23 protein-coding genes are annotated in these 25,926 nt (G+C 38.5%); 5 read left to right on the top strand and 18 right to left on the bottom strand.

Going from position 1 to position 25,926, the window contains the following annotated elements; all coding sequences use genetic code 11:
* Positions 1-121: 121 nt before the first annotated feature.
* The 9 genes from ACQ334_RS11335 to ACQ334_RS11295 all read right to left on the bottom strand — a co-directional run bounded on the left by ACQ334_RS11335 (position 122) and on the right by ACQ334_RS11295 (position 8,620).
* Positions 122-1,171, bottom strand: coding sequence for a hypothetical protein (locus tag ACQ334_RS11335; RefSeq protein WP_430988325.1), 1,050 nt, complete (start codon positions 1,169-1,171; stop codon positions 122-124).
* A 941-nt stretch (positions 1,172-2,112) separates the two neighbouring features.
* Complete coding sequence (locus tag ACQ334_RS11330; RefSeq protein WP_430988324.1) at positions 2,113-2,397, bottom strand: hypothetical protein; 285 nt, start codon at positions 2,395-2,397, stop codon at positions 2,113-2,115.
* Between the two features lie 246 nt (positions 2,398-2,643).
* A complete protein-coding gene (locus tag ACQ334_RS11325) occupies positions 2,644-2,940 on the bottom strand; it encodes a hypothetical protein (protein ID WP_430988323.1) in 297 nt (98 codons plus the stop codon).
* Positions 2,941-2,943: 3 nt separating this feature from the next.
* Entirely contained in the window at positions 2,944-3,306 is a 363-nt protein-coding gene (locus ACQ334_RS11320; protein ID WP_430988322.1) for an immunity protein Imm33 domain-containing protein, read from the bottom strand.
* A gap of 200 nt (positions 3,307-3,506) precedes the next feature.
* A complete protein-coding gene (locus tag ACQ334_RS11315) occupies positions 3,507-3,965 on the bottom strand; it encodes a hypothetical protein (protein WP_430988321.1) in 459 nt (152 codons plus the stop codon).
* Between the two features lie 57 nt (positions 3,966-4,022).
* A complete protein-coding gene (locus ACQ334_RS11310) occupies positions 4,023-4,766 on the bottom strand; it encodes a DUF2625 domain-containing protein (RefSeq protein ID WP_430988320.1) in 744 nt (247 codons plus the stop codon).
* 231 nt (positions 4,767-4,997) lie between these two features.
* Entirely contained in the window at positions 4,998-5,468 is a 471-nt protein-coding gene (locus tag ACQ334_RS11305) for a hypothetical protein (RefSeq protein WP_430988319.1), read from the bottom strand.
* Between the two features lie 240 nt (positions 5,469-5,708).
* Complete coding sequence (locus tag ACQ334_RS11300; RefSeq protein ID WP_430988318.1) at positions 5,709-7,076, bottom strand: hypothetical protein; 1,368 nt, start codon at positions 7,074-7,076, stop codon at positions 5,709-5,711.
* A 590-nt stretch (positions 7,077-7,666) separates the two neighbouring features.
* The gene (locus ACQ334_RS11295) at positions 7,667-8,620 is read right to left on the bottom strand and encodes a tetratricopeptide repeat protein (RefSeq protein WP_430988317.1); all 954 of its coding nucleotides are present in this window, start codon (positions 8,618-8,620) and stop codon (positions 7,667-7,669) included.
* A 192-nt stretch (positions 8,621-8,812) separates the two neighbouring features.
* Between ACQ334_RS11295 and ACQ334_RS11290 the strand changes: the two genes are divergently transcribed.
* Both ACQ334_RS11290 and ACQ334_RS11285 read left to right on the top strand, forming a co-directional pair.
* Positions 8,813-9,214: a hypothetical protein gene (locus tag ACQ334_RS11290; protein ID WP_430988316.1), complete on the top strand. Its 402-nt coding sequence runs from the start codon at positions 8,813-8,815 to the stop codon at positions 9,212-9,214.
* A 129-nt stretch (positions 9,215-9,343) separates the two neighbouring features.
* Positions 9,344-9,859 carry a GNAT family N-acetyltransferase gene (locus ACQ334_RS11285; protein WP_430988315.1) on the top strand — a complete coding sequence of 172 codons (516 nt, stop codon included), beginning with the start codon at positions 9,344-9,346 and terminating at the stop codon, positions 9,857-9,859.
* Between the two features lie 99 nt (positions 9,860-9,958).
* Here ACQ334_RS11285 and ACQ334_RS11280 read toward each other — a convergent pair whose 3' ends face one another.
* Both ACQ334_RS11280 and ACQ334_RS11275 read right to left on the bottom strand, forming a co-directional pair.
* Positions 9,959-11,239 carry a WD40/YVTN/BNR-like repeat-containing protein gene (locus ACQ334_RS11280; protein ID WP_430988314.1) on the bottom strand — a complete coding sequence of 427 codons (1,281 nt, stop codon included), beginning with the start codon at positions 11,237-11,239 and terminating at the stop codon, positions 9,959-9,961.
* A gap of 85 nt (positions 11,240-11,324) precedes the next feature.
* On the bottom strand, positions 11,325-12,956 hold the full coding sequence (locus tag ACQ334_RS11275) for an amidase (protein ID WP_430988313.1): 1,632 nt from the start codon (positions 12,954-12,956) through the stop codon (positions 11,325-11,327).
* A 168-nt stretch (positions 12,957-13,124) separates the two neighbouring features.
* Here ACQ334_RS11275 and ACQ334_RS11270 point away from each other — a divergent pair, with 168 nt between their 5' ends.
* The 3 genes from ACQ334_RS11270 to ACQ334_RS11260 all read left to right on the top strand — a co-directional run bounded on the left by ACQ334_RS11270 (position 13,125) and on the right by ACQ334_RS11260 (position 17,419).
* On the top strand, positions 13,125-15,620 hold the full coding sequence (locus tag ACQ334_RS11270) for a TonB-dependent receptor domain-containing protein (protein ID WP_430988312.1): 2,496 nt from the start codon (positions 13,125-13,127) through the stop codon (positions 15,618-15,620).
* 356 nt (positions 15,621-15,976) lie between these two features.
* Positions 15,977-16,381: a YMGG-like glycine zipper-containing protein gene (locus ACQ334_RS11265; protein WP_430988311.1), complete on the top strand. Its 405-nt coding sequence runs from the start codon at positions 15,977-15,979 to the stop codon at positions 16,379-16,381.
* Positions 16,382-16,474: 93 nt separating this feature from the next.
* Positions 16,475-17,419, top strand: a complete 945-nt coding sequence (locus ACQ334_RS11260; RefSeq protein ID WP_430988310.1) for a CvpA family protein — start codon at positions 16,475-16,477, stop codon at positions 17,417-17,419.
* Positions 17,420-17,428: 9 nt separating this feature from the next.
* On the opposite strand, the gene ACQ334_RS11255 is transcribed toward ACQ334_RS11260, so the two are convergent.
* From ACQ334_RS11255 to ACQ334_RS11225, 7 genes are all read right to left on the bottom strand, one after another.
* Positions 17,429-18,055 carry a nucleotidyl transferase AbiEii/AbiGii toxin family protein gene (locus tag ACQ334_RS11255; RefSeq protein ID WP_430988309.1) on the bottom strand — a complete coding sequence of 209 codons (627 nt, stop codon included), beginning with the start codon at positions 18,053-18,055 and terminating at the stop codon, positions 17,429-17,431.
* The gene (locus ACQ334_RS11250) at positions 18,010-18,312 is read right to left on the bottom strand and encodes a DUF6922 domain-containing protein (protein WP_430988308.1); all 303 of its coding nucleotides are present in this window, start codon (positions 18,310-18,312) and stop codon (positions 18,010-18,012) included. The genes ACQ334_RS11255 and ACQ334_RS11250 overlap by 46 nt, the downstream gene beginning before the upstream one ends.
* Before the next feature lie 83 nt (positions 18,313-18,395).
* Complete coding sequence (locus ACQ334_RS11245) at positions 18,396-19,640, bottom strand: dicarboxylate/amino acid:cation symporter (RefSeq protein WP_430988307.1); 1,245 nt, start codon at positions 19,638-19,640, stop codon at positions 18,396-18,398.
* 83 nt (positions 19,641-19,723) lie between these two features.
* Positions 19,724-20,764 (bottom strand): adenylate/guanylate cyclase domain-containing protein, encoded by a 1,041-nt coding sequence (locus tag ACQ334_RS11240; protein WP_430988306.1) that lies wholly within the window; start codon positions 20,762-20,764, stop codon positions 19,724-19,726.
* A complete protein-coding gene (locus ACQ334_RS11235) occupies positions 20,764-21,138 on the bottom strand; it encodes a response regulator (RefSeq protein ID WP_430988305.1) in 375 nt (124 codons plus the stop codon). The genes ACQ334_RS11240 and ACQ334_RS11235 overlap by 1 nt, the downstream gene beginning before the upstream one ends.
* A gap of 16 nt (positions 21,139-21,154) precedes the next feature.
* Positions 21,155-22,534, bottom strand: a complete 1,380-nt coding sequence (locus tag ACQ334_RS11230; RefSeq protein WP_430988304.1) for a sensor histidine kinase — start codon at positions 22,532-22,534, stop codon at positions 21,155-21,157.
* Positions 22,535-22,555: 21 nt separating this feature from the next.
* The gene (locus ACQ334_RS11225; RefSeq protein ID WP_430988303.1) at positions 22,556-25,924 is read right to left on the bottom strand and encodes a two-component regulator propeller domain-containing protein; all 3,369 of its coding nucleotides are present in this window, start codon (positions 25,922-25,924) and stop codon (positions 22,556-22,558) included.
* Positions 25,925-25,926 lie beyond the last annotated feature (2 nt).

The following is a 25,926-nucleotide window of genomic DNA, read 5'->3' as shown; positions in this document are numbered from 1 at the left end:
TAACAAACTATTAAAACAAGTATTTGCAGTGGTAAAAAACAACAGCTTGTATCAACCAAATTATTGTTCAGCAAAACCGTAAAAAAAACTAAAATTTATTTGTTTTTTTACACAGTTCATGTTACCTGCTGTCGCTTTCTGTCTGCATATGCGGTGTCTGAAAATTAAGAAAGCTGATCCTATTATCACGGATAAAAATCAATCCTGTGTTTTGAAAAGGCATCCATGTGTTGCCTTCTCCACCTTGTGCCCATGTCGCATGATATGCGGTCACTAATGAGTTTGATGTTAAATGTGTCTTGGCGCTATGGAATGTTAATCGGTGGTGTAAGAGAGTGTCAACAAAGGACAATTTTCGATTAATAAATTTTGCAAGTATGGTTGCACTGTCCGTACAATAGATTGAATAGATCTCATCTTTGTAAGGAAAGGTTGTTAAAGTTCTTGTCGTAAAACTATCAGAATAGTATTTAATTCCTGGGGGCGTTAAAGTGTCAAATAGTTTTTTGTCCTTGATGCTGTCAATTTCCATGTACCAGTTACAAAATGTTTTTTGCTTTTCGTCTTTCAACTCATACATTTTAGTCGGGTCTTTGATAAACAGGTAGTCTGAAAAACCGCTTAAGTGAGCAAGAAAATTTGAAACAACAAATTCGCCGTTAAACTTAAAAACTTGTTGAACGTCAGTTGCAGGATATGAATATGTTCTATTTGTCTTTTTGTTCCAAAAGAAAACAGCTCCGCCCCATTCTCCGGCAGAGCAAGCATGAACATAGTATGTCGAATCATTGTAATAGGGTAGTCCGTATTTAAAAGGCTGACTGCTGTACTTCTTTAATACAAAACCTGTGTCAAGATAGAAGATATCTTTGTCAGTTAAAAGTAGAATCGTGTCATTATAGGAATGTAAGAACTGAATTTTTAGCTTTGAAAATTTTGCCGTCAAGCTGTCAACCAAATTAAGTGTTGTGTCAAGAACAAAAAGTTTGTCGTCACCTTGCAAACAGAGAATGTGTCCAGCGTAATAAACTGCAGAAGTAATAACTGTGTCGCCTTTCATATACTTCACAGAAATTAAAAAGTTTTTCGCTTTTATGTCTTGCTTTTTAGTTGTACAAGCAATGAAAGCTGTCAAAATAAATAATATGGTTAAGTTACGCAGGGTGTTCATTGCAATAGCAGGTAACGACCTAGTATTGCCGCAGATGGGATATTTGGTGCTGTGTCTGCCTGCAACTGAAGCCGAATAACGATTTAAAAGTACAAGTTAACAATTAACTGCCAAACAGAATTCCGTCAAGCCGGGATGCAGTACAGTAGCGATTTACAGCTCATTGTTCTTCCGTCAAGCCACATTTGCCGGCAAAACTTTTGTTGGGCGTAGCTTTTCTTACCGCATGAATTGCTTGGTTATATTCCGCTTGTTATATTTATCCGGGATAGTTCCTTTGTAGTAAAAAAAATTAAAAATTGCAAGTGCATCAGTTATGTTTAAAACTTCGGTTTCGTGAATATGTATTGGACCAACCCTACATTCAATTTTGGTCCATACGGGATGCAGGTAGGTTTTCACTTGATGTTTGCCAAGTACATAATGCTTAAACAATGAAGTGTCTGTCTGCCGGAATTCAACACAAAGCCTCTCACGTCTACCAGCGCATTGAACGTAGGAATTGGTATTATTTGTGAGTGTGAAAGAAGGTCTAATTGTGGGATTAATGAGATTTAAAAAGCCTTCAATATCAGACCAGGTTGGATCAGCGATCTTTGATACTATTTCATTCTCTATGAATTCAATAAACATTTGACTCTTTAAATTGAAAGACTTTCCAAACGTTACGCCCAACGTTCGAGGCATTGTGCGGTTGGGGAATCGACCAACTGTTTGCCCGGAACCGAAGCTAAATTTATAACTAAAAGCCGAAGTTTAGAACTGCTGCCCGGAAGAATTACGTCCGCCGAATATGAAGCCTGGATATTCAATGCTGATGATTGATTCAATGTCATGCCCCAATTGCACAAAACCTTTTGTTATAGCCAGTTTTTCTATTCCTTCTTTACGAATACTGTTGTCCCAATTTTTGTTTTGCTAAATTTAAAGTCAAGTGTTGTCTAACTTTTTTGAAAAGGTTCGTTTGGAAGTAAAATTGATTCTGGTCTGCACCAGCCACTAAGACAATCAAGAATTATCTCAACAGGATGGTCACCATTGAATTTATTTTGAACTGTAATCCACTCGTCTGAATCTTGATGGTCTACAAGATATTTCAAATACAGGTCGTAGATATTTTGCCTTGTCATTCCTTGAGCTGATAACAGATACACTAAGTCAACCAGTTTGCTTACTGGATTTTCGTCCAAACTTATTTGCCTGATTTTATTTGCTTTGTCGTCCATTAGAATTGGCTATAACGGGCAGGGCTTTATGCAGGTTGGGAATTATCCCGAATGCTTTCGGGACGTCTGTCCATAACCGCTGCTGATTGAAAATATGTTGATGAAGTTAAGTACAAAAGCTGATAGATATTCGTCTGCTGGAACTGAAGCTGGGATTTGCAAATAGCTGATGTTACAAGGTCAAACCCAACTTGCATAAAACCCAATGCGGTATGCAGCCTTTTTTTGTCCAACAGTTTGACAATGCTAATCACCATAGAACTTTAAGTAAGTATGAATTTCGTCATTACACTGTTTTGCATAATTGATTACTGTGTCAATTTGCTTTTTGTCCGTAGGAAGCAATGTTTTTAATTCGTTTAAATCTTTAATTAAGTCTTCAAACATAAATGCGTTGAATGTTGTGTCACCATATGGGTCAACATACTTCAAAAGCCTAAAATTTTCGTTACTTAATACTTCCTCGTCCGATAATATAAATTCACCTGGCATTGTCTTTTTTGCGTTGCCTTTTTCGTCTTCTATGATTACTGCCCAACCCATTGATTAAATGTTTAAAATTGATTCGTCAAACCAAAAATCTTCGTACCCATTGTCGTCTATTTGAAATCGCCAACCAGCAGGCAATCCTAAATATTTTAAAACAATTGGTTTTTGCTCAATTAAGTGACCAAGGTGAATTGGTTTGAAAAAATTAGTGTCATCCTGTGGAATTTCTCCACCACTCCATAAATACCAACCGTCAATATTGTCAGTCTTAGGATGCCTAAGTCCGTTTATTGGCAATATGTCTGAAAGCAACGATTCATTAAATGCAATCATAGCATTTAAGTCAATTGGCATCCAGTCAATTTTCAGTTTGTCGCAAATTGCTTTTTGCTGATATAGAATATTATTCCAGTCGCTCATAAGGTTGCATACAACGTTCGGGGCCTGCCGCAGGCTGGGAATTCGAAGCTGTGTCGGCCCCCATGACGATGCACATAAAGGAACGAAAGTTTATTTAAATCAAAAAGCTAATAATAAAACCGTCAAGCCCCACAATAAAAGATTGGTAGAGAACTAATGCCGAAGAAAGTTGGTGATTCCCAGCTTGCGGCAAACCTATGTTAGCTGCTGTTTGTGCTGTTAATATTGTCAATGACCTTTTTAATATGATCAATTAGTTCTGCCCTTTTTTCGTTCGTAGGATAACTTTTGGGATACAGATTGCAGAAAAAGTTGACGATTTGAGTAATATTCAAATTCTGAACTAAATAAAGCCCCCTGATTTGTTTATTAAAATCATCGTAGGCGGAATCAAATTTTTTATCCCGCTTCATTGCTTCTTTGTCGCCGCTTAATAACTTTTTGACTTCCTTAACCGTGATGTCATTGGTAAGGTAAGAAGTATCTACCGGTACTATATCAAGTATCTCAGGATTTACTTTTCCTGTGCTATTGCAATAAGCACACGATCCTGGTTTCCATTTAAGATCTTTTTTGAGTCTTTTAATATCTTCAGCATCAACATGACCCTTTCCCAGGCATCTAGGGCATTCTATTTTATTGAAGTCCTTTTCAAGCATCCTAATAAATTGTGTCGTGCGATAAAATAGCAGCAAACCACATGTTAGCGGCTGTTTTTATTTGTCGATGCCTAGCTGCTTTCGAAAATAAATGTTGAGTCCGAATTGTTCTTCTACTGCTATCGCCTTTTTGGAATTTTTATCAAAGTCTTTACCTTCTTTTGTCCATAATGTAGGTACAAAATTATAAACTTTATCGCCAGGTAATTTGGAAACATCATCCTTCCAATTCTTCCATCTGTAGCCTTCGTAAAATTTATTTAAGTCGTTATTGAAACAAAAAAGTAAAAAATCACTATAGGTTAAATCGAGTGGTTCAAATTCTAAATTGTCTGGAGAAAAGTAGTAGACTTTCCCAACATCTTTTCTAAAAATGCCGCCGTTTAAAATGAAAAAACCTCCAATTACATCATCAGCGATTAATAAAAAGCCAGATGTTTCAACAGAGTCTTTTAATGTTTTCCCTTTATTCCAATCAGGAAGTGTCCTATTAAGTTTAGTGTTACCTGAACCAAGAATTCTTATCCAACCGTCATCAACTAAAAGTCCACCAGTCATGTAAATGATAGCACCCATTGGCGAACGTGTCGTTACTTGTGTTTTAAAAAGAGCGTCCTTAGCTTTTGTGGTGTCTACCGAAAGAATCTCAACCTTATTCTTTGCAGAATCAATCCACTCTTTTACAAACGTCCAACCTGGGTCTGCCTTGTTGATTAGTTCTTCTAATGAACGCATTTTAGTTTGAGATAATGTTGTCAAAGAAAAAAGTGTAAAAGCAAAGAATAAAAATTTTTGTTTCATTACGGAATGTTGATTTAAAATAGCCACCAACGTACAGGTATTTGCGAAGGCTGGGAAATAGACTTCTGTCCGACCCGTCTACCTGAAGCTAAATTTATAAATAAAAGTTCATGATTTGCACATAGCTAAATAGTTATTCGTCTGCCCGATATGAAGCCAAATTGAAAAACAAAAATTGAAACGCGGCTTTCGTCTGCCCAGCTTTTGCAAATACCCATGTTGGCAGCAGTGCTACATTGTTTTTACTGATCTAAAGATTTGAGGAAGATCACTTCGCATCTGTAGTACTACCTTGCTGTCCTCATGTTCAACTAATGTAGTCGAAGAAAATATAATGAGGCTATTATTGCGGCCAAGATACCAGAACTGCATATTCAACTCTGTATCTCCTTCTGTAGTCTGTTCTGGGGGTGCTTCCGAAAGAACAATACCTTCACTCAATATCTCATGTTTAAAGTTTTTGGATACCGCTTCTTCTAACACGATATCTGCACCATGACTTGGCTTTCCATCCTTTCGCTCAAAACTTAAGACAGTAACCCTCAAAGTTATAGTTTCATCACCTTTGGGATAAAACAAGAGGGTATCTTCCTTATCATACTCCCACAAATAGATTTTAGGAACCTCAATTGAGTATAAGCCACCCCCAATTTTCAGAGTGTTTACACCTTTATCGTTATTGAAAATGGAAAACAGTTTCATGTATCATTCAGAAGTTAGTATGCATTGCTGCCAACGTTGGCAGCTTGCCGCAGTATGGGAATCAGAATTCCGTCTGCCTGGCACGTCACGCCGATTTATTGCTGATGTTGAAGTTAAAATAAAATGCTCAAATAAAGATCGTCCCGCCGGAACTACAGTTGATTAGCCAAATAAAAGCTGAAGTTTAACAGTCAAGCCCACAATTGCGGCAAACGGTGTGTTGGCAGCAGTAATCCTCTGTCACGGTGTGTTAAGTTGCTTTTCTAAATCTGTCAAAGCAAATTCTTTGTAGTCAAACTTATCAAATATCTGCTTGTCGGTTTTTGTCAAAGAAATACTCAATAAAGGTTTGCTGCCTTTAAAACTAATTGCCACAATTTTTATGTCTTGATTAATTGGAACATTTTTGAAAATATATTTATCTCCGTCAAGAGTGCCTGCTAAAATGCTTTTGGCTTTTTGAAATACTATTTTGATGTTTGGTTTTGATTGTGGATCGACTTTAACGATGTAATCAATTTTTTCATCTTGTACCTCCCAAAAGAAGTCGCAGTTTATCCATCCTAATTTTGAAGAGCTAAGAATATAATAATTCAATTCAGCATCATTCATTGAAGCGATTGAATTGTTTTTGAAGGCTGAATATTTTTCATTAAAGAGTTTTTCGTAGTTTTTGTTTGCTCTATAGTCTGGTGGAAAAAGCCCCATACGAATATAGAAACTACATTTGGCATCTATAACATATCCGCCTGGAGTTCCATCATCTCCATAAAATGGTTGAAGAGGAGGGATATTCTGAATATATTCGTAAAAATATGGGTCCGGTTTTGTCTTTGTTATAATTTTTTTGCCAGTACTGTCGAATAGTTCTTCTTCAATTTTTAGATTTGTTATTTCTCCTTTTTTTGAAACAACAAAGTCGACTGAAAAAGTTTTGTCAAGTATGCTTTTTGTCGGTTGCAATTTAGTGTTGTCGAAATTCTTGTAGAAATAGTCGTATATTCTATCTTCTTTTTCACCCTTGAAATAGAAACCTCCACGCCTTGAAGTATCACCGCCTGGAAATCCTGTTGTGAGCCAACCGGACATATATGCTGTCGGTCTAAGAAGCGTGGAAGTATCAAGATTCCAGTTAATTGATTCATTATTTTTTCTTGTAGCATAAAATAAGTTCATCTGCTTTTTTCTGTCCGATGAATCTTTTGGAAAATGAATAATAAACTTTTTGCCTTGTTTGAGTTTTAACTCTTGATTGTCATAAAATGCAGATACATTAATCATTCCCCTTGTCTCAAGAAGTTTGCCATCTGAGGTAGTTGATAGATTTTCTCTTACTATGTCTGAATTATTAAAACACTCTTTTAATTGAATTGATATTTTCCCTTTTGGAATTGAGCCATCTGGCAATTCAAATGATCCTTTCTCAAAGAACAAAGCTGTTCCTTTTGAGCCAAATATCAATGTGTCTTTTGTATTATCAATTAGTAAAGTGTCAGACTTTACAGAAAGTGTTTGTTGAAAAGCTTTTTGGTCATTAGAACTGCAAGCTGATAAAAGAATTTTCAGTGTCCCAAAAAGTATGCTTTTAATTTTATTAGGGTGTGTCATAATATTATTGCTGCCAACTCATAAATATACGCATGTTTTTCTCCAACCAAACTTGCGTTTATTTTTATAAGTTTTTTATTTTCAATTGGTTAAAAAAATAAACGGAGGTGCTTTTGGTGTAATATGAATTGCGTAAATGCAATCTAATAAAAATACAAATATGTTTTTTAATTTATTTCAAACCAACAAAAAAACCTTCTTTCAAAAGCGCTTTCATTTTATATTTTTACTTTAATCACCAGTTTCGGTATCGTGTTATCACCCCACCGCCGCCGGTATTCTTCCGTAAATAGTGTAACCGTTGCAGTATTACCTCTTCCCGTTCAGCAATCTCTCCGGCATCGCAGTCCGCAGGCTACTACCACTTTCCTGCGTTCATCCTTCGTTCATGTTACGTTCAACATCCCTTAACCTGCTATTGTAAAAACCAACCTTTAAAAATAACAGCCCCCTACCCTACCCCGGTACCGTAGTGGCTTAAGTATTTGCATTGCCTTGTGCTCTCCTGGAAATTAAAAATTATTACCCTGCTTCATCAGCAAAACATTTCTTTGCTGCGTTGCCTGCGCCCCTGCGTGCCTTTTCTTCCCCTACATCGAAATAGTTTTACAATACTTCACTTCCATTTGTTCCACTTCATCGCCATACATTTTGGTAAAGCCCAGGCGCAGGGCCTCTTTAATATCTTTACAGGCATCGCCCTGTTTCTTTTGTGCAATTAATATCAATGCCCTGTTGCGAAAGGCGTAGGAGTTGGCGGGATATAATTTGATAGAGACATTAATATCATTGAGGGCACCCTGTAAGTCGCCCAGTTTGTATTTATTAAAAGCACGGTTGCTGTAGCTCAGCGGTTCTTTAGGGTTAAGCACAAGGGCTTTATCAAAAAAACTGATGGCTTTTTTATAGTCGCCCATTTCCTGCATTTTAAAACCAATGTTTACATAAGCGCCAATAAAGGTAGAATCGATCTGTATCATCTTGTACAGGTAATACAATGTTTTATCGCCCTTGCCCACTTCATCACAAACCGTAGCCAGGTTATTCAGCACACCAATATTAAGAGAGTCGATGGTGTAGGCCGCAAAAAAATCATCATAAGCACCCTGGAAATCCCGGGTATTAATTTTGGCGGCACCACGGTTAAGGTACAGGGAGAGCCTTATAGAATCTGTTTTTTCAAAACCTAATGCCTCGGTAAAATCCTGTATGGCATACTCGGGTTTTTGTATGCTGGTTAATAATACTCCCCGCTGGCTGAGTGCCATGGCATCTTTAGGGTATAATTTGATAAGCAATGAATAGGTAAGAAAAGCCTCCTGGTATTTTTCCAGTTTATCTAATGTATTGGCTTTTAAAAAAAGATAATACGAATTGGTGGAATCATGCAGCAATGCCGCATTTACTTCCTTTAAAGAATTGGAATAATCTTCTTTGTCGTACAACTCAGAAGCTTTTTTGTAATGAGGGTCTTTTGTTTGCGCTGTACCGTTTGAATACAACAGAACAACCAATAATGTAAGCAGGAATAAAGGTTTCATCATTTTTGTAGGAGGGTTTAGATGTAGTATTGTTACGGTTCAGTAACCGGCAGGATGAAGGTAATAACAAAACCTGAAAGCTGCACCGGCAAGCTGCCTTAAAGTTTAAAATACCCTGTCACGGGTATGCATCTCATGCACTTTATTGGTATCATTACAGCATCAACTTTATACAGCAACAGTAAATTATTTTTTATGAACTGGATTGAAACAGTGTATTGCAGCCAGTATTACGAACTGAAAGAAAAAGGGCGTGACCCTATGAAGGCAAGATTAAATGGTACTTTGCTTACGGCAACGATGCTGTTGCTGGCGGGGGTGGTATTGTTTAAACTGGGTTATAAATATATACCCTGGCAGTTGCCAGCAGATAGTAACATATCTGGCAAAGCTATGGGCCAGGTGCTTGGGCTTGCCGGGCTGGTAATTGTTGGCGGCATCATTAATTTTACTATTGGCAGCCAAAAGCAATACCTTAAAATGATAGAACGCTGGCAGCAACTGCCCGATGATGTTTTAAAAGCAACCATAAAAAAATCGCTGCGGTATTTTTTAATAGTGTTTGCTGCTTTTTTGTTTGCAGTACTTTTTTTATAAGAGATAATTTTTGTTGCAGTATATGAAGAGAAGAACTGAGCGAAAGACCGCTGCAGGGTTTTATAATCCTTGCATTTTATTTTGCCAATTCAATAACAACAGCTGTAATTTTAGTTTTAAATGTTACAGATGACTTCCATAATTAAAGCCACCGAAAAAGATGCTGCAGTATTGGCTGCACTTGCCACCGAAACTTTTATCCAATCGCATGGTCATAGCGCCCCAGCGGAAGACATTACTAATTACATCACAGAAAAATACAGCACCGCAGCTTTTATACAGGAATTAAGTGAGCCGCAAAATATTTATCACATCCTATACCACGATGATAAACCGGCAGGGTTTTCCAAAATTATTTATGATCATCCTTACTCTGACAGCGTCATACAAAACATCACCAAGCTGGAACGTATTTATTTGTTGCAGGAGTTTTACAATCTAAAACTGGGCAAAGTATTATTTGAGTTTAATGTGGCGCTGGCAAAACAAGCGCAGCAAAAAGGCATCTGGTTATATGTGTGGGTAGAAAACGCCAGGGCATTTAATTTTTATACCAAAGCTGGTTTTACAATTATCGGCAGTTACGATTTTAAAGTATCGGCTACGCATAGTAATCCTAATCACCGGATGTACCTGGAGTTTTAGGGGAGACTGAAATCTCAGGACCAATACATCCTCGTCGGAGACGAGGATGAAAATTTTTTGCAGATACTCAGACCCGGGAAACGAAAGCAAAACCAACAACTACGGGTTTTGATTATACCAGAGATTTTCAAAACTGCCGGGAACCAAAACGGCATTATTAGCGGCTATAAGGTATTCGAAAGAATACCTGTTGGTTAAAAGCCGGTAAGTAATAAAGTCGGATGTAGTTACTATACCATACCCGGCAACCATAAAATAATATTTACCGTTTACCTTATAAAAAGGCTTCACCTCTAGATACGTTCCCGGTACCTGCGGCGAGCTGTATTTTAAAGTCCATGAGGTGCCGCCATTGGTGGATTTATAAATATCGGCACTATTCCAGTAAGCGCCAATATACAGATCATCATTATCATCCACAAAAATTGACTGTACACTGTAAGAAACATTGGGATGTATTGCTGTCCAGGTAGTTCCGCCATTGGTGGATTTAAACAGGTCTTCGCCGGCACTTGTCATATAAAGAACGCCGGTGGAGGTTTCGCAAAAACTATCAAAGTGCTCATTAAAGATAGCAGTGCTTGTAAGCTCGGTCCATGCCAGGCCTTTATTAACTGACATGTATAAACGATTATAAAAATTACTAAAAAAAAGTTTGCCACTTTTAGTTATTCCCAGTTTGTATAATTCTCTTGTATCAGTTATTCCCGATGACCTGTTTTCCCAGCTTGCACCATTATTTGAAGAATAATAAACACCATTATGCCTTGTGGCAATGTACACATCATTACCATTGGCAACCATTTGCCTGATCTCCAGATTTGAAACAGGAAAAGAAGTAAGCCGTTGCCAGTTTATTCCATTATCATCCGAATAATATGGATAGTCAAATGATAATAAACCAAGAAACATACGACCGCTTCCTGCCTGACACAGATCGTTAACTCCGGCGTGGGGTAAACAATAAACGGGTTGCCATGCATTTAAAAAAGAACGTCCTTCGGCATGAACGATTAAAGAATCGGCGGGTAAACCTAAAGAGTCGATAGCTGTAAGTTTTATTGGTTGATCACCGGTTTTTCCTGTTAGTTGCCAGGGATATTTTATAAAGCCGTTGTTGTCGGTTAAGTATGTAGCCAATATGCCCGAAGGACAATCTTCTTTATTAAAATTAACCAGGGTTCTTGCAAGTGCACGGCTTCCGATAGTTACTTTTATCAGCAGAGAGTCTTTTAATAAATGTCCGATTGTATCCGATTGGTTATTGCCTGAAATGACCTGTATCTTAATTTTTTCGGGCACCGGTTGCTCACTGGTATTATTTTTTTTGCAAGCTTGCAGAACACATAACAGCACCAGTAATTGATAAATTCTTTTCATACTATGGGTAGTGGCAGGGTGAATCATTAAATAGGTATTTCAAAGCTAACATATTTAAATTAATTCAACTAACCAATATCTCATATCAATCCAGGTAGGATTTTACAAAACCCGGCACCACTCTCTTCTTTGCCACCTGCTCATACGCATACGCCATGGCAATCAGCTGCGGCTCGGTATAGGCACTGCCGAAAAACGAAAACCCTACCGGTAAACCATGTGTGGTGCCACAAGGCAAACTGATATGCGGATAGCCACTCATGGCAGCAGGCTGGGTTAAAAAATCTTCGCCCCAGCGGTCGCCATATTGCATATCGATACTGCAGCTGGGACCCATGGTAATTCCTGCAATAGCATCAAGCTTATTAGTGGCAATAGTATCATCAATAATTTTCCTGGCAGCATCACGGCCCTGGGTTAATGCTGCTGTATAAGCTTTAGCTTGTAGGCCGGTTTTTTTATCGCAGCTTTCTAGCTGGTCCTGCTTAAAATAAGGCATGGCTTTTTCTTCGTTGGCTTTGTTAAAAGCAATTACATCAGCTACTGTTTTAATGGTAATAGTACAATTGGCCAGGTATTTATTTACACCGTCTTTAAATTCGGTTTCTAAAATTTCTTTTTCGTATTTACCCAGCGCATTGATCTTTGCCACGTAATCAATATCCACAACAGTGGCACCTTGCTGCTGTAATACTGCAATAGCATCATCCAGTAATTGCTCCAGGTTCTGATTGGTACTTTTTCTTTTACGGTCGATGCCGATGCGTTTTCCTTTTAAAGCATCGGTTTTTAAAAAAATGGTATAATCCGTTTGTGCTTTGCCGTTACTGTTGGCAGTGATGGCATCATTGGCATCAACGCCGGTTAAAGCGCCTAATAAAATGGCGGCGTCTTTTACAGTACGTGCCAGCGGGCCTGCCGTATCCTGCGTGGCAGATATAGGTATAATGCCCGAGCGGCTGAGTAAACCCACCGTAGGTTTAATACCCACCAGTGCGCTTACCGATGCAGGGCAGGTAATAGAACCATCGGTTTCGGTACCAATGGCCACCACACATAAATTAGCAGCTACTGCCACACCCGAGCCTGAGCTGGAACCGCAGGGATTATGATCGAGTATGTAAGGGCTTTTGGTTTGTCCGCCACGGCTGCTCCACCCCGAGCAGCTGCTGCCAGACCGGAAGTTGGCCCATTCACTAAGGTTGGTTTTACCTAAGAGTACTGCACCGGCTTCACGTAGTTTTTTTACAATAAAGGCGTCCTGTTTGGCTATATTACCTGCCAACGCTAATGCACCTGCAGTGGTTTGCATTTTATCTGCTGTATCAATATTGTCTTTTATTAAAACGGGAATGCCATGCAGTGGCCCTCTTAATTTACCGGCTTTTCTTTCTGCATCCATGGCATCTGCAATAGCTAAAGCATCGGGATTTAATTCAATTACAGCATTCAGTTTAGGCCCGGCTTTGTCTATCTTACCGATGCGGTCGAGGTATAATTGTGTAACAGCCCTGGATGTATATTCACCGGCTTTCAGTTTTTGTTGTAAGGCATCAATGGTGATTTCGTTAAGTACAAAACTGTCGGTAACCGTATCGCCTGCAGCAGTGCTTTCCTTTTTATCTTCTTTGGTAGCTGTGTTGCAGGCTGCAAATGATAATGCGGTTACTGATAAACCGGCAACGGAACTGTTCCGGATAAAGTTTCTCCTGTTCATACTGTATGTTTTTAGTAAGACAAACAAATTACGGAATTGTTTTGTGAGGTTTGAGTATAATTTCATCAGCCTTAAACACCACTTATAAAACTCAATGGTTAATCATTGAATAAATACAGATTGTCACCAGAATTAAAAATTAGCTTTGCCTTCTTTTAAAATGTACCAATGCAAAAAATTATTCTGCTGGGTTTATTATTGTTTTTGATAAAGCCGGGCAAGGCCCAGGAAACGGCTGCTAAAAATACAGGTGGCAGCATTACCGGAAAGGTCACCGATTCGGTATCTGCAAAACCTATTGAATACGCTACCATTACTTTATTTGCAGAAGGCAATAAAAAACCGGTGAATGGTGCGGTTACCAATATTGAAGGCAGTTACAAACTAACAGAAGTAGAACCCGGTACTTATAAAATACTGGTGGAGTGCCTGGGTTATCAACCTTACACTATCAATAATATCCAGGTGGTGAAGAAGAATGGCATAACCAATATTCCTGCTATTATACTTTCTAAAAAAACGGTGTTGTTGCAGGGTGTTACAGTGTCTTCTTCTGCCGGACTGATAGAGAACAAAATTGATAAACTGGTTTTTAATGCAGAAAAGGATCTCACTTCGCAAAGTGGCGTGGCTACCGATATTCTTAAAAAAGTACCGCAGGTTTCGGTAGATGTTGATGGTAATGTGCAGCTGGCGGGCAGCAGCAGTATCCGGTTTTTGATCAATGGAAAACCTTCCACTGCGTTTGGCAGCAGCATTGCAGATGTATTGCAATCAATTCCCGCCAGCCAGATAAAAAGTATAGAAGTAATTACCAACCCCGGTGCCAAATATGATGCACAGGGTTTAGGCGGCATTATCAATATTATTTTAAAAAGCAGCAGGGTAAAAGGCATTAATGGCAATATCTCCTTAACCGCAGGTACGCTTAACGAAAACGGTTCTTTAAATTTTAATGCCCGAAAAGGCGACTTTGGTATCAATGCATTTGTGAGTGGAAATACCAGAATCATGACTACGGTTCCGGTTACCTCACAACGCTTATCGGAGGATACAGCAGGTAAAAGAAATATCAACCTGCAACAGGATGCCAACAGCCGTTTTAAAAGGCATGGTGCCGAATCGGGTGTTGGGTTTGATTATACTTACAAGAAGAAAAATAATTTTACCGGTTCTTTCCGGTATGGAAAGTTTGGTTACAATGGCTATGGCGTAACCAATCAATCGCAGCTGGTAACCGATCAGAATAATGGCTCGGTACTTTCTAACATTGCATCTGTTAACCACAACAATTATACAGCTGATTTTAACAGTACCGATATAAGCCTGAATTATAAAAGAACATTTAATAAGGAAGACCAGGAACTGGAATTATCACTTAACTCCAGTACAGAAAAAAATGATGGTACATCAGCTAATTATCAATTGCTGCAACCTTCAGATTCATTATATTTTGGCACCTATAGCAGCAACCCTGGCAAACAAAAAGAAAAACAATTACAATTAGATTATACGCAACCACTTAAAAAAGATATGGTAGTTGGTGTGGGCGGCAAGATAAGCCATAGCGATATTAATAGTGATGCTACAGTATTTGGCTATAAGCCTTCGGTTAAAAATTATTTGTATGATACAGCATTGTCTAATAATCTTGATTATAAACAAGATGTATATGCCTTGTATGGAGAAATAAGTTTCCCTGTAGGTAAACTATTTGATACTAAATTGGGTGGCCGCTATGAACGTACCGAGATCAATTCTTTTTACAGTAATGCACAACAGCAGGCGGGGCAGCATGGTTATAATACTTTTGTACCTTCTATTTTCTTTTCTAAAAAAATCGGCGATACAAAAACGATAAAACTCAGTTATTCCAAACGTATTGAAAGGCCGGATTATTTTGATCTGAATCCGTACATTAATACTACAGATCCCAAAAATATTTCGGCGGGTAACCCTTACCTGTTGCCCGAGATTGGCCAACGGGTGGAGTTGAGCTTTAATAAGAACTTTGAAAAAGCCGGTTCATTTGTAGTAAGTGCTTTTTACAGAAATAACAACCACGATATTCAACCCTTTATTGTTTTTTATCCATCACTTAAAGTAGGAGATTCTGTGTATACTAATGTAGCAGTAAGTATGCGGCAGAATATTGGCACCGAAAATAATATGGGTATGAATGCTTATGTTGATCTGCATATCGATGAAAAGCTGAGCATCAGGAGCAACCTGGCATTTTTTTACAGGCATACTATTAATGCATTGGATGCAGGCTACAATTCCAACAGTTTTAATTACAGGATCAATATGAATGCCAGTTACCAGTTTAGTAAAACGCTGGCAGGAGAATTTTTCGGCAACTTTAATTCGCCCAGGAATGAGGCGCAGGGAAAATATCCATCCTTCACTTCTTACAGTATGGCCATACGCAAACAATTCTGGAATAAAAAAGGCAGCCTTGCATTAAGTGCTACCAATCCATTTGCCCAATATGTAAAGCAAACTACACAGTTGTTTGGTCCCAACTTTACCACAAGGAGTACACGTAGTGTTCCCTATCGTTCAATAGGCCTCAATTTTACCTGGAAGTTTGGCCGCCTGGAATTTAAAAAGGATAAAGACGAAAATAAAGACGTTGCTGCACCATCAGGAGAAGGTGGTTAATCTATAAGCTTACACATTATTTAGCTGATATGTGAATTGTACAATTCTATTCCATAATTGTGTAACAATTACGGTTTATCATCCTGCTACCTTTACAAAGATTTTTACAGGATGATGGATGATGAAGCAGGGAAGGAGTTATTAAAAATACTTTTTATCTTACCTTATTTCACCTTGCTTTTGGCTGGGTATTTTTCCACATCCTCCTGAATATTTATTTAAAAATAAATGGTTTTTGATGTTGATAAAACCGCCCTCAACATTTCTTTAACAATTTTTACCGAGTTTGGCACGGTATTCTCAATAGGGGTAAAGAACAATAAATTTTATTTCACTAATTGAATAAAACTAACAGTATGAAACAAGTATTAATGATTTTGGCAGTAGCTACTACAATGGTAGCCTGTAAAGGAAAAGCAAAAGATGAAACAAAAGTATTGTCTGCATCTGAAGTAAGAGATTCTATTGAATTTGCAAAGTTCAAAGAAACAAAAGCAAGAAATGAAGCAGCAGCTGCTAATAAGGCTACTACTGCAACAGTAAATAATACAGCAGCAGCTGCGCCTGCTGCAGCACCTAAGAAAAAGGGCTGGAGTAAAGCAGCAAAAGGTGCCGTTATTGGCGGTGTGGCTGGTGCCGCAGCTGGTGCCATCATCAATAAGAGAAACAGGGCAGTCGGTGCTGTTATTGGCGGTGCCGCCGGTGCAGGTGTAGGTTATGGTGTTGGAAGGGCAAAGGATAAAAAAGATGGTCGTAACTAAAAAAGATGGCTTATAATAGATGGCGGAACCTTCTTTCAGTGTGTTGGAAAGGTTCCGCCTTTTTTATTCCATATCTCTTATAAAATAACTCCTTTGACTATTGCAGATATTATACTGATCGTAGTGGTTATCCTCTTTACCTGGCTTGGTTACCGGCGTGGGTTTATCAATAGTTTTTTCGACCTGGTAAAATGGACGGGGGCATTAACTATTGCTGCATTATTTTATGCCGGTGCTGCTGATCTTTTAGAACAAAATTTTTCAATGCAGCAAGAATGGGAGAAGCCCATTTCTTTTGTGGTGTTGTTTATTGTGAGTTTATTTTTTCTTACCCTCATTTTTATTTTTGTAAAAAAAATTGTTACACCTTCTGCACAACAATCTTTTGCCAATAAGATAACCGGTCTGATACCTGGTTTTTTAACCGGTGTGGTAGTGTCTGTTTTGCTGGCAAAAATATTCACCGCTTCTGTTTGGTTTGCAACGCCGGGTAAAGACAATAGTAATTTACTGGTTTCTTCTTTGGCTAATTCTACCGGCTGGCTGGATGACAGAATGGATACTATTTTTAATGCACCGCCGGCACCCACTATAGCTGCGGCTTCTGAAACATTATACAGCGAATCGGAAGAATTTAAATGTGCCAACTTTAATGCCCGGCCCGACCTGGAAGAACAAATGCTGCACATGGTAAATGCCGAAAGAAAAACAAGGGGCTTAAAAATTCTGGCGGCAGATGGTAAACTGCAATTAGCAGCACACAGCCATGCAGCTGATATGTTTACCAGGGGTTATTTTTCTCATATTACACCCGATGGTATTAACCCTTTTGAAAGAATGAAAAAAATAGCCATTAAATATAATGCCGCAGGAGAAAACCTGGCGCATTCCAATGGCCTTGAAGCTGCACATACCGGGCTGATGAATTCCCAGGGCCACCGGGATAATATTTTAAATAAGCAATTTGGAAAAATAGGTATTTCTATTTTAGATGGCGGGTTAAAAGGGTTGATGGTGGTGCAGGAATTTAGTAACTGAATATGTTACCTATTCCAAATGGGCACGCACTTTTTCCTGGATAAATTGCTGTACACTTTCCCAGGTTTGTTTTTTTAAACTTATGGGATCTTCGCTTTCTTCGGCATCTAAAAAATAAGTGATAGCCTGCGGTACTGTGATTAGTAAATTTTGAGTCAGGTATTTTTCTTTATGAAACTGAATAAAATCAGACATTGAAAAATGTTGTAACAATTCTGCTATATCCCAAAAATCTTTCTTTTTTCCCCTACCTAATATGGCTTGTACTTTCATTGCAATAATATCTTCTGTTGAAAACATTCTTATACCCTCTATATTTTGTTCGGGCCTTATTAAAGGGTGCGGATGCCGGATAATATCAATTTTTACATCGTCTATAAAACCAAAAATACCAAAACGAGGATTGGTTGACCTATTAACAAAAGATGACTGAAATTTTTTTTCCAGAGCTTTGATGATATCATCATTTTCAAATGATTTATTGGAAAACAAATCCAGGTCAACTGATATTCGGTGACCATATAAAAGGGATAAAGCCGTACCACCAACCAATGAAAAGTTCTGCAATTCGGGCATTTTCATTATCTCCTCTAATATGGAAAAAGTGTGGGGTTCAACTGTCTTAATGTGTAGCATCTGAAATCTTTTAATGGCCTGTTAATTACCGCACTTGCTAAATACATAGTGTACTCGGGTAAAAATTTTGCATTTAATAAAGCTTCTGTTACTTTTTCATCGCCGTAATACCGGCGGCAATTTCTAATATCTTCTACATCGCCACGCTCAAAAACTCTTTCAATTACAAAATTAGCTTTAGCATCATAGTCGATGTTTTCAAATACCACATCCCAAAAAATACGTTTATTAAATATTGGTTTTATCTTTTCAGGCATACTATAAAGATACAATAGAATTTGGTGATTACCCAGCTAGCAAAGCACTGTTTAAATATTGGAAACAAGTGATGTGTAAATTATTACCCGATCGCTTTCTTCGCCACATCCATATCAATTTCTTTTTCCCATTTGGCTACTACAAAAGTGGCTACTGCATTGCCAATAATATTGGTGAGTGCCCTGCCTTCGCTCATAAAACGATCGATGCCTAAGATGAGTGCAATAGCCGCAACAGGAATATGCCCTACTGCGGGCAATGTTGCAGCCAGTGTAATAAAGCCACTGCCGGTAACACCTGCGGCACCTTTGGAGGTGAGTAATAAAATAAGGAGTAAAGAAACCTGGTGTGTAATATCAAGCGGGGTATCTGTTGCCTGTGCTAAAAATACAGCAGCCATAGTAAGATAAATGGAAGTGCCATCTAAATTAAATGAATAACCGGTTGGCACTACAAGGCCAACTACCGGTTCGGAACAACCGGCTTTTTTAAGTTTGCTGATAAGACTGGGTAATGCCGGTTCGGAAGAAGAGGTGCCGAGTACGATAAGTAATTCTTCTTTAATAAATAGTAATAAACGAAAAATATTAAAACCGGTAAGTTTTAATATGCCGCCCAGCACTACCACAATAAATATAATGCAGGTGATATAAAACGAACCCATCAGTTGCCCTAATGAGCTTAATGAACCTAAACCATATTTACCTACTGTAAATGCCATTGCACCTAAGGCCCCTAATGGAGCCACTTTCATAATTATTTTGATAATGGTGAATAAACCATCTTCAAAAGATTGTATCACTTTTAAAAGTGGTGTGGCTTTTTCTTTAATTTTTGATAAAGCCAATCCCAATAAAATTGCAAAGAAAAGTACCTGTAATAAATTACCGTTGGATAATGCATTCACAATATTTTCGGGAATGATGTTTAACAGGAATTCGGTTACCGACTGGCTTTTACTTTGTGTGATATACCCTTCCACCTGTTTAACATCCAGCGTTGCCGCATTGATGTGCATGCCCACACCAGGTTTTAGAATATTGATGACCACCAAACCGATGATAAGTGCTAATGTTGTTACTACTTCAAAATATAATAGCGCCTTTAATCCCACACGGCCTACCTTTTTGGTATCCTGCATATTGGCAATGCCGGTTACAATGGTGCAGAAGATCACCGGGGCAATCATCATCTTTATCAATTTGATGAAAGCATCACCTAATGGTTTTAGTTGTACCGCAAGATCGGGATAGAAATGGCCAATGGCCACGCCAACAGCAATGGCAATTAATACCTGTACATAGAGATTTTTTAAAAATTGCGGCATGATGGAATTGGTATTTTAGAGACAGTGTAAACATGAGTTAGAAGCCGTAGACTTATAACCAGCGCATCCTCGCCGGAGACGAGTTAGTCCATCACCTCATACACATTCATCGGTTGTGATTTGTTTTTCAAATTCACTTCGCCCACTTTACGGCAATTGAAAGATTCTTTTACTTTTTGATAAGCCGTTTCGTTGATGATGATCTGGCTTTCTTTTGCAGCAGCCTGTAAGCGTTGTGCAATGTTTACGGTATCGCCAATAACCGTATAATCCAATCTTTTTAAATTGGCAGAACCAATATTACCCGATATCATTTCGCCACTGTTTACACCAATAGAAACTTTGGGTGAAAAAGAAACGGCATTGGATAAGGCCGGTAGTTTTTCAATCTGGTTGCGTACTGCAAGGCAGGCATCAATAGCCCTGTCTAAATGATATTCGCCACGGAATACAGCCATGATAGCGTCGCCGATAAATTTATCAATGTAGCCGCCTTGTGCAATGATCTCTTTTACCATCACATCAAAATAACTGTTCAATAATTTTACTACAGTATCCGGGGTTTCTTTTTCGCTGATAGAAGTAAAACTGCAGATATCTATAAACACTACAGAAGCTTCCACCGTTTCATTAGCCATTAAAGAAGACTCAAACTCACGGCCACCCATAAAATTCAGTACCGTTTCATCCACATACATTTTAAGGATATTATTTTCCTTGATGGCTTTTAAGGTTTCCCTTATCTGTGCTACATGAAGGATGGTTTTTTCCATTGTAAGCGACAGGTCTTCAAAATTAATGGGCTTGGTGATAAAGTCGAAAGCCCCACGGTTCATAGCGGTGCGGATATTTTCCATATCCCCGTAAGCAGAAACAATAACAGATTTTATCAGCGGATTACTTTCGGCTAATCGGCTCAGTAAGGTAAGGCCATCCATTTCGGGCATATTGATATCACTTAATACAATATCAATATCAGGATGCTGCTGAATTTTTTCCAGTGCATCATTGCCATTGATGGCAAAAATAAATTCGTATTGCTGTTCTCTTATCTTCTGGCGGAATTTCTGTTTGATGAGCATCTCTAAATCTGCCTCATCATCGGCCACTAAAATTTTTGCCATTAGCTGATTGGTTTAAGTTTTTCTTTTAAAACAGTAAAATCAACGGGCTTGGTTAAAAAATCATCGGCACCCAGTTCTTTGGCAGTATTATAATTTTCTGCATCACCGTAAGCAGTAATCATCATTACTACCGGTGGTGGCTTGTGGTATTTTTGTTTAATATGGCTCAGCAGTTCTAAACCACTCATCCCGGGCATATTGATATCAGATAGTATCAGTACTGCTTCATGCTCATGTTTATTAAGATAGGTGAGGGCTTCTTCGCCAGAAAAGGCGAATACAAAATTCATTTCGCCGCTCCTGATCTCTTTGCGAAAGCGTTGTTCAAATAATACCTGAACATCAGTTTCATCATCAACCACTAAAATTTTCATTTGCTTAGTTTAAGGTTTATACTGGTAAGATAATAATAAATTCTGCACCCTGCCCATCTTTTGTTGTTACTTTTAATTCTCCGCCATGGCCCTTGGTAACAATATCGTAACTCATGCTTAAACCTAACCCTGTTCCCTGCCCGGTAGGTTTGGTGGTAAAGAAAGGTTGAAAGATTTTGTCTAAAACTTTTTGCGGAATGCCGTTGCCGTTATCACTCACTTTTATCTCCACTTTATTGTTGATCTTTTTGGTACTTACCGAAACAGTGGGTTCGTAAAGAGAAGTCAGGTTTACCAAACCTGACTTCTCTGTGGAAGTTGATTCTTTTTTCTTTTCAGTAACCGCATAAAAAGCATTGGTGATTAAATTCAATATCACCCTGCCCATATCCTGCGGAATTACATTGATGTTGCCAATGCTTTCATCAAAATCAGTTTTCATGGTAGCATTAAAAGATTTGTCTTTTGCACGCAGGCCATGGTAAGCCAGGCGCAAATACTCATCTGCCAGGGCATTGATGTCTGTAGGTTCTTTTACGCCGCTGCTGCTGCGGCTGTGTTGCAGCATGCCTTTTACAATAGCATCGGCACGTTTGCCATGGTGATTTATCTTTTGTTCGTTATCTGCAATATCATTAGCCAATGCTTTTACTTCTTCAAAATCTCCCTTGCTGATAGCTTCCTTCATCTCGGCAATTAATTCTGCATTTACTTCAGAAAAATTATTGACAAAATTTAAAGGGTTTTGTATTTCATGTGCAATGCCTGCAGTAAGCTCACCCAGGCTGGCCATTTTTTCGGATTGTACCAATTGCGATTGGGTGGCTTTTAATTCATTGACAGTTTGCTGCAATTCTTCTTTTTGTTGTGTTAATTCTGCCGTTCGTTCTTTTACCTGTATCTCCAGCGATGCTTTTAAAGTTTCAGTAATGCGGTATTCTTTTTCTTTTTCGGCTGCTTTCTGTTTTTCTTTTTCCAACGCTTTCTTTTGCCGGTTGGTAACAATTACCATAGCAACCATCCATACAAAGGCAAAAAATGCACCTGTTTCAAAATAATTTTCCCAGTGTTTGTAAAAAACAGGATCGATCAGTTTAACAATATCTTCAATTAAATTAATTATTAAGAGCGGCACAAAAGCATAGGCTACTCCTTTTGCAGAGCGAAAATCTTTTTGCGTAAAAATAAGATACAATAATCCTCCGGTAAGTGCATGTGCCACCCAGTCTATTACCGGCCTGCTGCTTTTTATTGTGGTGTGAAGCACCAGTAATGCAATAAAAATGGCTGTGCCTCCTATGACTATCGTGTACCATTTTGATAGTATACCCTCGGCCTTTAAAGACTTACGAAGGTTACTTAAAATAATAATGGCGAGTATAGGTTGTAAAATCATAACTATCTTAAAAGATTAACATCACACCGGCAAAGTAATAACAAACTCTGCAAATTCACCTTCTTTAGTTTGAGCTTTTAATTCACCGCCATGTGCTTTAATAATATCATAGCTTAAAGATAAACCTAATCCTGTTCCCTGCCCTGTTGGTTTGGTAGTAAAAAAGGGTTGAAAGATTTTATCTAAAACTTTTGGTGGAATACCATTGCCGTTATCTTTTACGCTTATTAAAACTTTGTTGCCTTCTTTTTTTGTGCTGACAGAAACGGTTGGTTCGTATCCGCCACCGGCGGACTGTTGTTTTTTCTTTTCATCCACCACATAGAATGCATTAGTGATTAAATTTAAAATTACTCTGCCGATATCCTGCGGAATAATATTTATGTTGCCAATCGTTTCGTCAAAATCTGTTTTTAATGTAGCATTAAAAGATTTGTCTTTTGCCCGTAATCCATGATAAGCCAATCTTAAATATTCATCTGCCAATGCATTAATGTTAACAGGCTCTTTTTGTCCGCTGCTGCTGCGGCTGTGTTGCAACATACCTTTTACAATAGCATCGGCTCGTTTGCCATGGTGATTTATTTTTTGTTCGTTTTCCCTGATATCTTTTGCAATTGCTTTTACTTCATCTAAATTTCCTTTGTTTGCTTCTTCGGTTAATTCATCAATCAGTTCAGTATTTACCTCACTAAAATTATTGACGAAGTTTAACGGGTTTTGAATTTCGTGGGCAATACCTGCAGTAAGTTCACCAAGGCTGGCCATTTTTTCTGATTGTACCAATTGAGCCTGGGTGGCCTGAAGGGTTTTATACGCTTTCTCAATTTCTTTTGCATGCTCCAGTTCTTTTTCCCTGTTGCGTTCCCGTTCTTTGGAAACAATATGCCTTTTTTGATACAGGTATACCTGCCAGCCGGCAATAATGATCAGTAATGCATAAACGCTGTAAGCCCACCAGGTTTTCCACCATGGCGGAGATATAATGATCGATAACGTTTTTTCAGTTATCGTTCCTTCGCTGTTCATTGCTCTTACCCGTAACTTGTAGTGCCCCGGGGGAACATTGAAAAAAGATGCTTTGTGATCGGTGCCTAAATTATTCCAGGCATTGCCAAAGTTTTCAAGCTGATAAAGGTATTTGATGGCTTCGGAAGAATTGTAATTAACGGCAACAAAATCTAACGAAAATGAATTTTGGTTATAGGAAAGATTTATTTTTTCTGTATTCCAGATAGGGGCAGAAAGAATTCCATCATCGCCGGGAAATATTTCCTTACTTCCTATAATAAGTTGCGAAAAATTCAACAATGGCGCAGGGTTGCTTACATTAATTTCTTCTGGTTTAAACATATAGTAGCCACTCCCTCCACCGATAAACAAACGGCCATCATTGGCCTTGTAATTATTCAGCCAGTTCCAGTTGGAAGATAAGATACCATAGTCGGCATTAAACATCTGAATGCGTTCCCGGTTGGCACTTATCTTTAAAATGCCATTAGCAGTAGTTACCCAAAGGGTATGCTGATCGTCTTCCAGGATATTTAATATGGTTTCTATCCCCATGGAAAAAACAGGGGAATTAAATTGAACAAACAAGTCTTTGGTTTCATCGTATTGATACAATCCAACATCAGTACCTGCCCATAGGGTACCTTTTGCATCAACCAATACCGCTCTTACACTATAGCCTTTTAAATAGTGCCTGAAAGAATTACTGTCGCTGATAAACTTATCCAGTCCGCCAACATTGGCAAACCAGTTATTGTTCTTTTTATCTTTGGCTATACTATATACTGTAGTGCCGCTGATACCTTTGTCATCTTCCTTATTAAAACGCCACACATCAAAATTATTGGTGGTACGATCAACCCTTGCCAAACCATTTTCTCCACCCAGCCATAAGTAGCGGTCGTTTTCAATAAAAATGGAATGTAATGAATCCATGATTTTACCGGGAGTTGCATTTGCTGGTTTAATATGTGTAAACGTTCCCGTTAGTGGGTCAAACAGATCAAGTCCGCCGGTATGGGCACCGATGTATAGCTTGCCCTTTTCATCAGCCTTGATGGCTACTACATTATTATTGTTCAGGCTGCCGGGGTTCTTCGGATCATGTACCCATATTTTAAATGAATTTGCAGCAAGGTCTTTACGCACAAGGCCCGAGTCGGTGCCAAACCAGAGTGTATTACCATCAGGCTCAAGATAAAATGAGTTGACAGCATTTTTGTTTGTAAAATAGGGGATTGTTTTTCTGCCGTACGACACCGTATAAATATTGCCAGACTGGGTGGTGATCCATGTTGAACTATCTGCTGCAATCATGAAACGTATAGCACCTTCGTCTTTAAAACCTGTAAGCGTATCTTTTGCAAATGCAGGATTGTTTTTATTGCCTTTCACTAAGCCGAAGTGGTACAACTGTTGTGTTTTAGGGTCATACCAGTTAAGGCCGTTTTCCAACGATCCTATCCATAACTTCCCGGCATGGTCTTCTCTGATAAAACTGATAATATCTGTAGTGTCATTTTTACCGATAGGTGGCCGGCCAAGTTTGCCCGGTTGAGAAGGATCATAGAGATACCTGGTAAATTTCCCGGTTTTTCTGTCGAGTGTATGTAATCCATTCCCTTTAGTTCCTACCCATAAATTGCCCCGCTTGTCTTCAAAAATTGCAGTAACGCCAGGGTTCATCAGGCTCTCCGGGTTTAACGGATCTGCTTTATAAAATATTTGTTTGCCGGTAGAAGGATCAAGCTGTAAGAGTCCGCCGGAATCACTGGTTCCTGTTATAGGATCATTGGTAGAAAACCAGATAATTCCTTTTTTGTCTTCGTACAATTCAAAAACAGCGGGACTGACATCAGTGGGTTTATCATTTATTTTTTTGGGGATATGGGTGAATTTATTGGTTTTGAAATCGAAGTTTTCCAATCCTTTAATTGTGCCTATCCAGAGTTTTCCGGTATGGTCGATCATAACAGAAAAAACTGTATCGGAAATAAGGCTGTTATTATCTGCTTTATTATTCCTGAAATGTGTAAAGCTATTGGTAACGGGGTCAAACCTGTCCAGGCCACTGCCATAGTTTGCAATCCAGATCTTACCTGATTGATCTACCGCCATTGAAATGATCAGATTGCTGGAGGGAGAATTAGGATTTTCCGGTTCATGCCTGAACGTTTTAAATGTTTTACCATCGTATTTTATTAATCCTTTTGTAAAACTGCTAAACCAGATATAACCCTGCTGATCCTGTGTAAATCCATAACCGGGGCCAAAGTGTTGTATTTTTTCACTGATCTGCAAATTGAATTGAGGTTGTTGTGGAAATGCATATTTACTAATGCCGGCCACAATTAATAGGAGCAATAATTTTTTTTGCATAC

The sequence above is a fragment of the Ferruginibacter sp. SUN106 genome (assembly GCF_050611765.1).
Taxonomy (GTDB): Bacteria; Bacteroidota; Bacteroidia; order Chitinophagales; family Chitinophagaceae; genus Ferruginibacter.
Note: the sequence above shows the minus strand (reverse complement) of the source record. Positions and strands in the feature narration are given on the sequence as shown.

What these genes read in the sequence shown, in the direction of transcription:
- ACQ334_RS11335 (WP_430988325.1), bottom strand. Translation starts at nt 1,171, where the DNA reads ATGAACACCCTGCGTAACTTAACCATATTATTTATTTTGACAGCTTTC.
- ACQ334_RS11330 (WP_430988324.1), bottom strand. Translation starts at nt 2,397, where the DNA reads ATGGACGACAAAGCAAATAAAATCAGGCAAATAAGTTTGGACGAAAAT.
- ACQ334_RS11325 (WP_430988323.1), bottom strand. Translation starts at nt 2,940, where the DNA reads ATGGGTTGGGCAGTAATCATAGAAGACGAAAAAGGCAACGCAAAAAAG.
- ACQ334_RS11320 (WP_430988322.1), bottom strand. Translation starts at nt 3,306, where the DNA reads ATGAGCGACTGGAATAATATTCTATATCAGCAAAAAGCAATTTGCGAC.
- ACQ334_RS11315 (WP_430988321.1), bottom strand. Translation starts at nt 3,965, where the DNA reads ATGCTTGAAAAGGACTTCAATAAAATAGAATGCCCTAGATGCCTGGGA.
- ACQ334_RS11310 (WP_430988320.1), bottom strand. Translation starts at nt 4,766, where the DNA reads ATGAAACAAAAATTTTTATTCTTTGCTTTTACACTTTTTTCTTTGACA.
- ACQ334_RS11305 (WP_430988319.1), bottom strand. Translation starts at nt 5,468, where the DNA reads ATGAAACTGTTTTCCATTTTCAATAACGATAAAGGTGTAAACACTCTG.
- ACQ334_RS11300 (WP_430988318.1), bottom strand. Translation starts at nt 7,076, where the DNA reads ATGACACACCCTAATAAAATTAAAAGCATACTTTTTGGGACACTGAAA.
- ACQ334_RS11295 (WP_430988317.1), bottom strand. Translation starts at nt 8,620, where the DNA reads ATGATGAAACCTTTATTCCTGCTTACATTATTGGTTGTTCTGTTGTAT.
- ACQ334_RS11290 (WP_430988316.1), top strand. Translation starts at nt 8,813, where the DNA reads ATGAACTGGATTGAAACAGTGTATTGCAGCCAGTATTACGAACTGAAA.
- ACQ334_RS11285 (WP_430988315.1), top strand. Translation starts at nt 9,344, where the DNA reads ATGACTTCCATAATTAAAGCCACCGAAAAAGATGCTGCAGTATTGGCT.
- ACQ334_RS11280 (WP_430988314.1), bottom strand. Translation starts at nt 11,239, where the DNA reads ATGAAAAGAATTTATCAATTACTGGTGCTGTTATGTGTTCTGCAAGCT.
- ACQ334_RS11275 (WP_430988313.1), bottom strand. Translation starts at nt 12,956, where the DNA reads ATGAACAGGAGAAACTTTATCCGGAACAGTTCCGTTGCCGGTTTATCA.
- ACQ334_RS11270 (WP_430988312.1), top strand. Translation starts at nt 13,125, where the DNA reads ATGCAAAAAATTATTCTGCTGGGTTTATTATTGTTTTTGATAAAGCCG.
- ACQ334_RS11265 (WP_430988311.1), top strand. Translation starts at nt 15,977, where the DNA reads ATGAAACAAGTATTAATGATTTTGGCAGTAGCTACTACAATGGTAGCC.
- ACQ334_RS11255 (WP_430988309.1), bottom strand. Translation starts at nt 18,055, where the DNA reads ATGCTACACATTAAGACAGTTGAACCCCACACTTTTTCCATATTAGAG.
- ACQ334_RS11250 (WP_430988308.1), bottom strand. Translation starts at nt 18,312, where the DNA reads ATGCCTGAAAAGATAAAACCAATATTTAATAAACGTATTTTTTGGGAT.
- ACQ334_RS11245 (WP_430988307.1), bottom strand. Translation starts at nt 19,640, where the DNA reads ATGCCGCAATTTTTAAAAAATCTCTATGTACAGGTATTAATTGCCATT.
- ACQ334_RS11240 (WP_430988306.1), bottom strand. Translation starts at nt 20,764, where the DNA reads ATGGCAAAAATTTTAGTGGCCGATGATGAGGCAGATTTAGAGATGCTC.
- ACQ334_RS11235 (WP_430988305.1), bottom strand. Translation starts at nt 21,138, where the DNA reads ATGAAAATTTTAGTGGTTGATGATGAAACTGATGTTCAGGTATTATTT.
- ACQ334_RS11230 (WP_430988304.1), bottom strand. Translation starts at nt 22,534, where the DNA reads ATGATTTTACAACCTATACTCGCCATTATTATTTTAAGTAACCTTCGT.
- ACQ334_RS11225 (WP_430988303.1), bottom strand. Translation starts at nt 25,924, where the DNA reads ATGCAAAAAAAATTATTGCTCCTATTAATTGTGGCCGGCATTAGTAAA.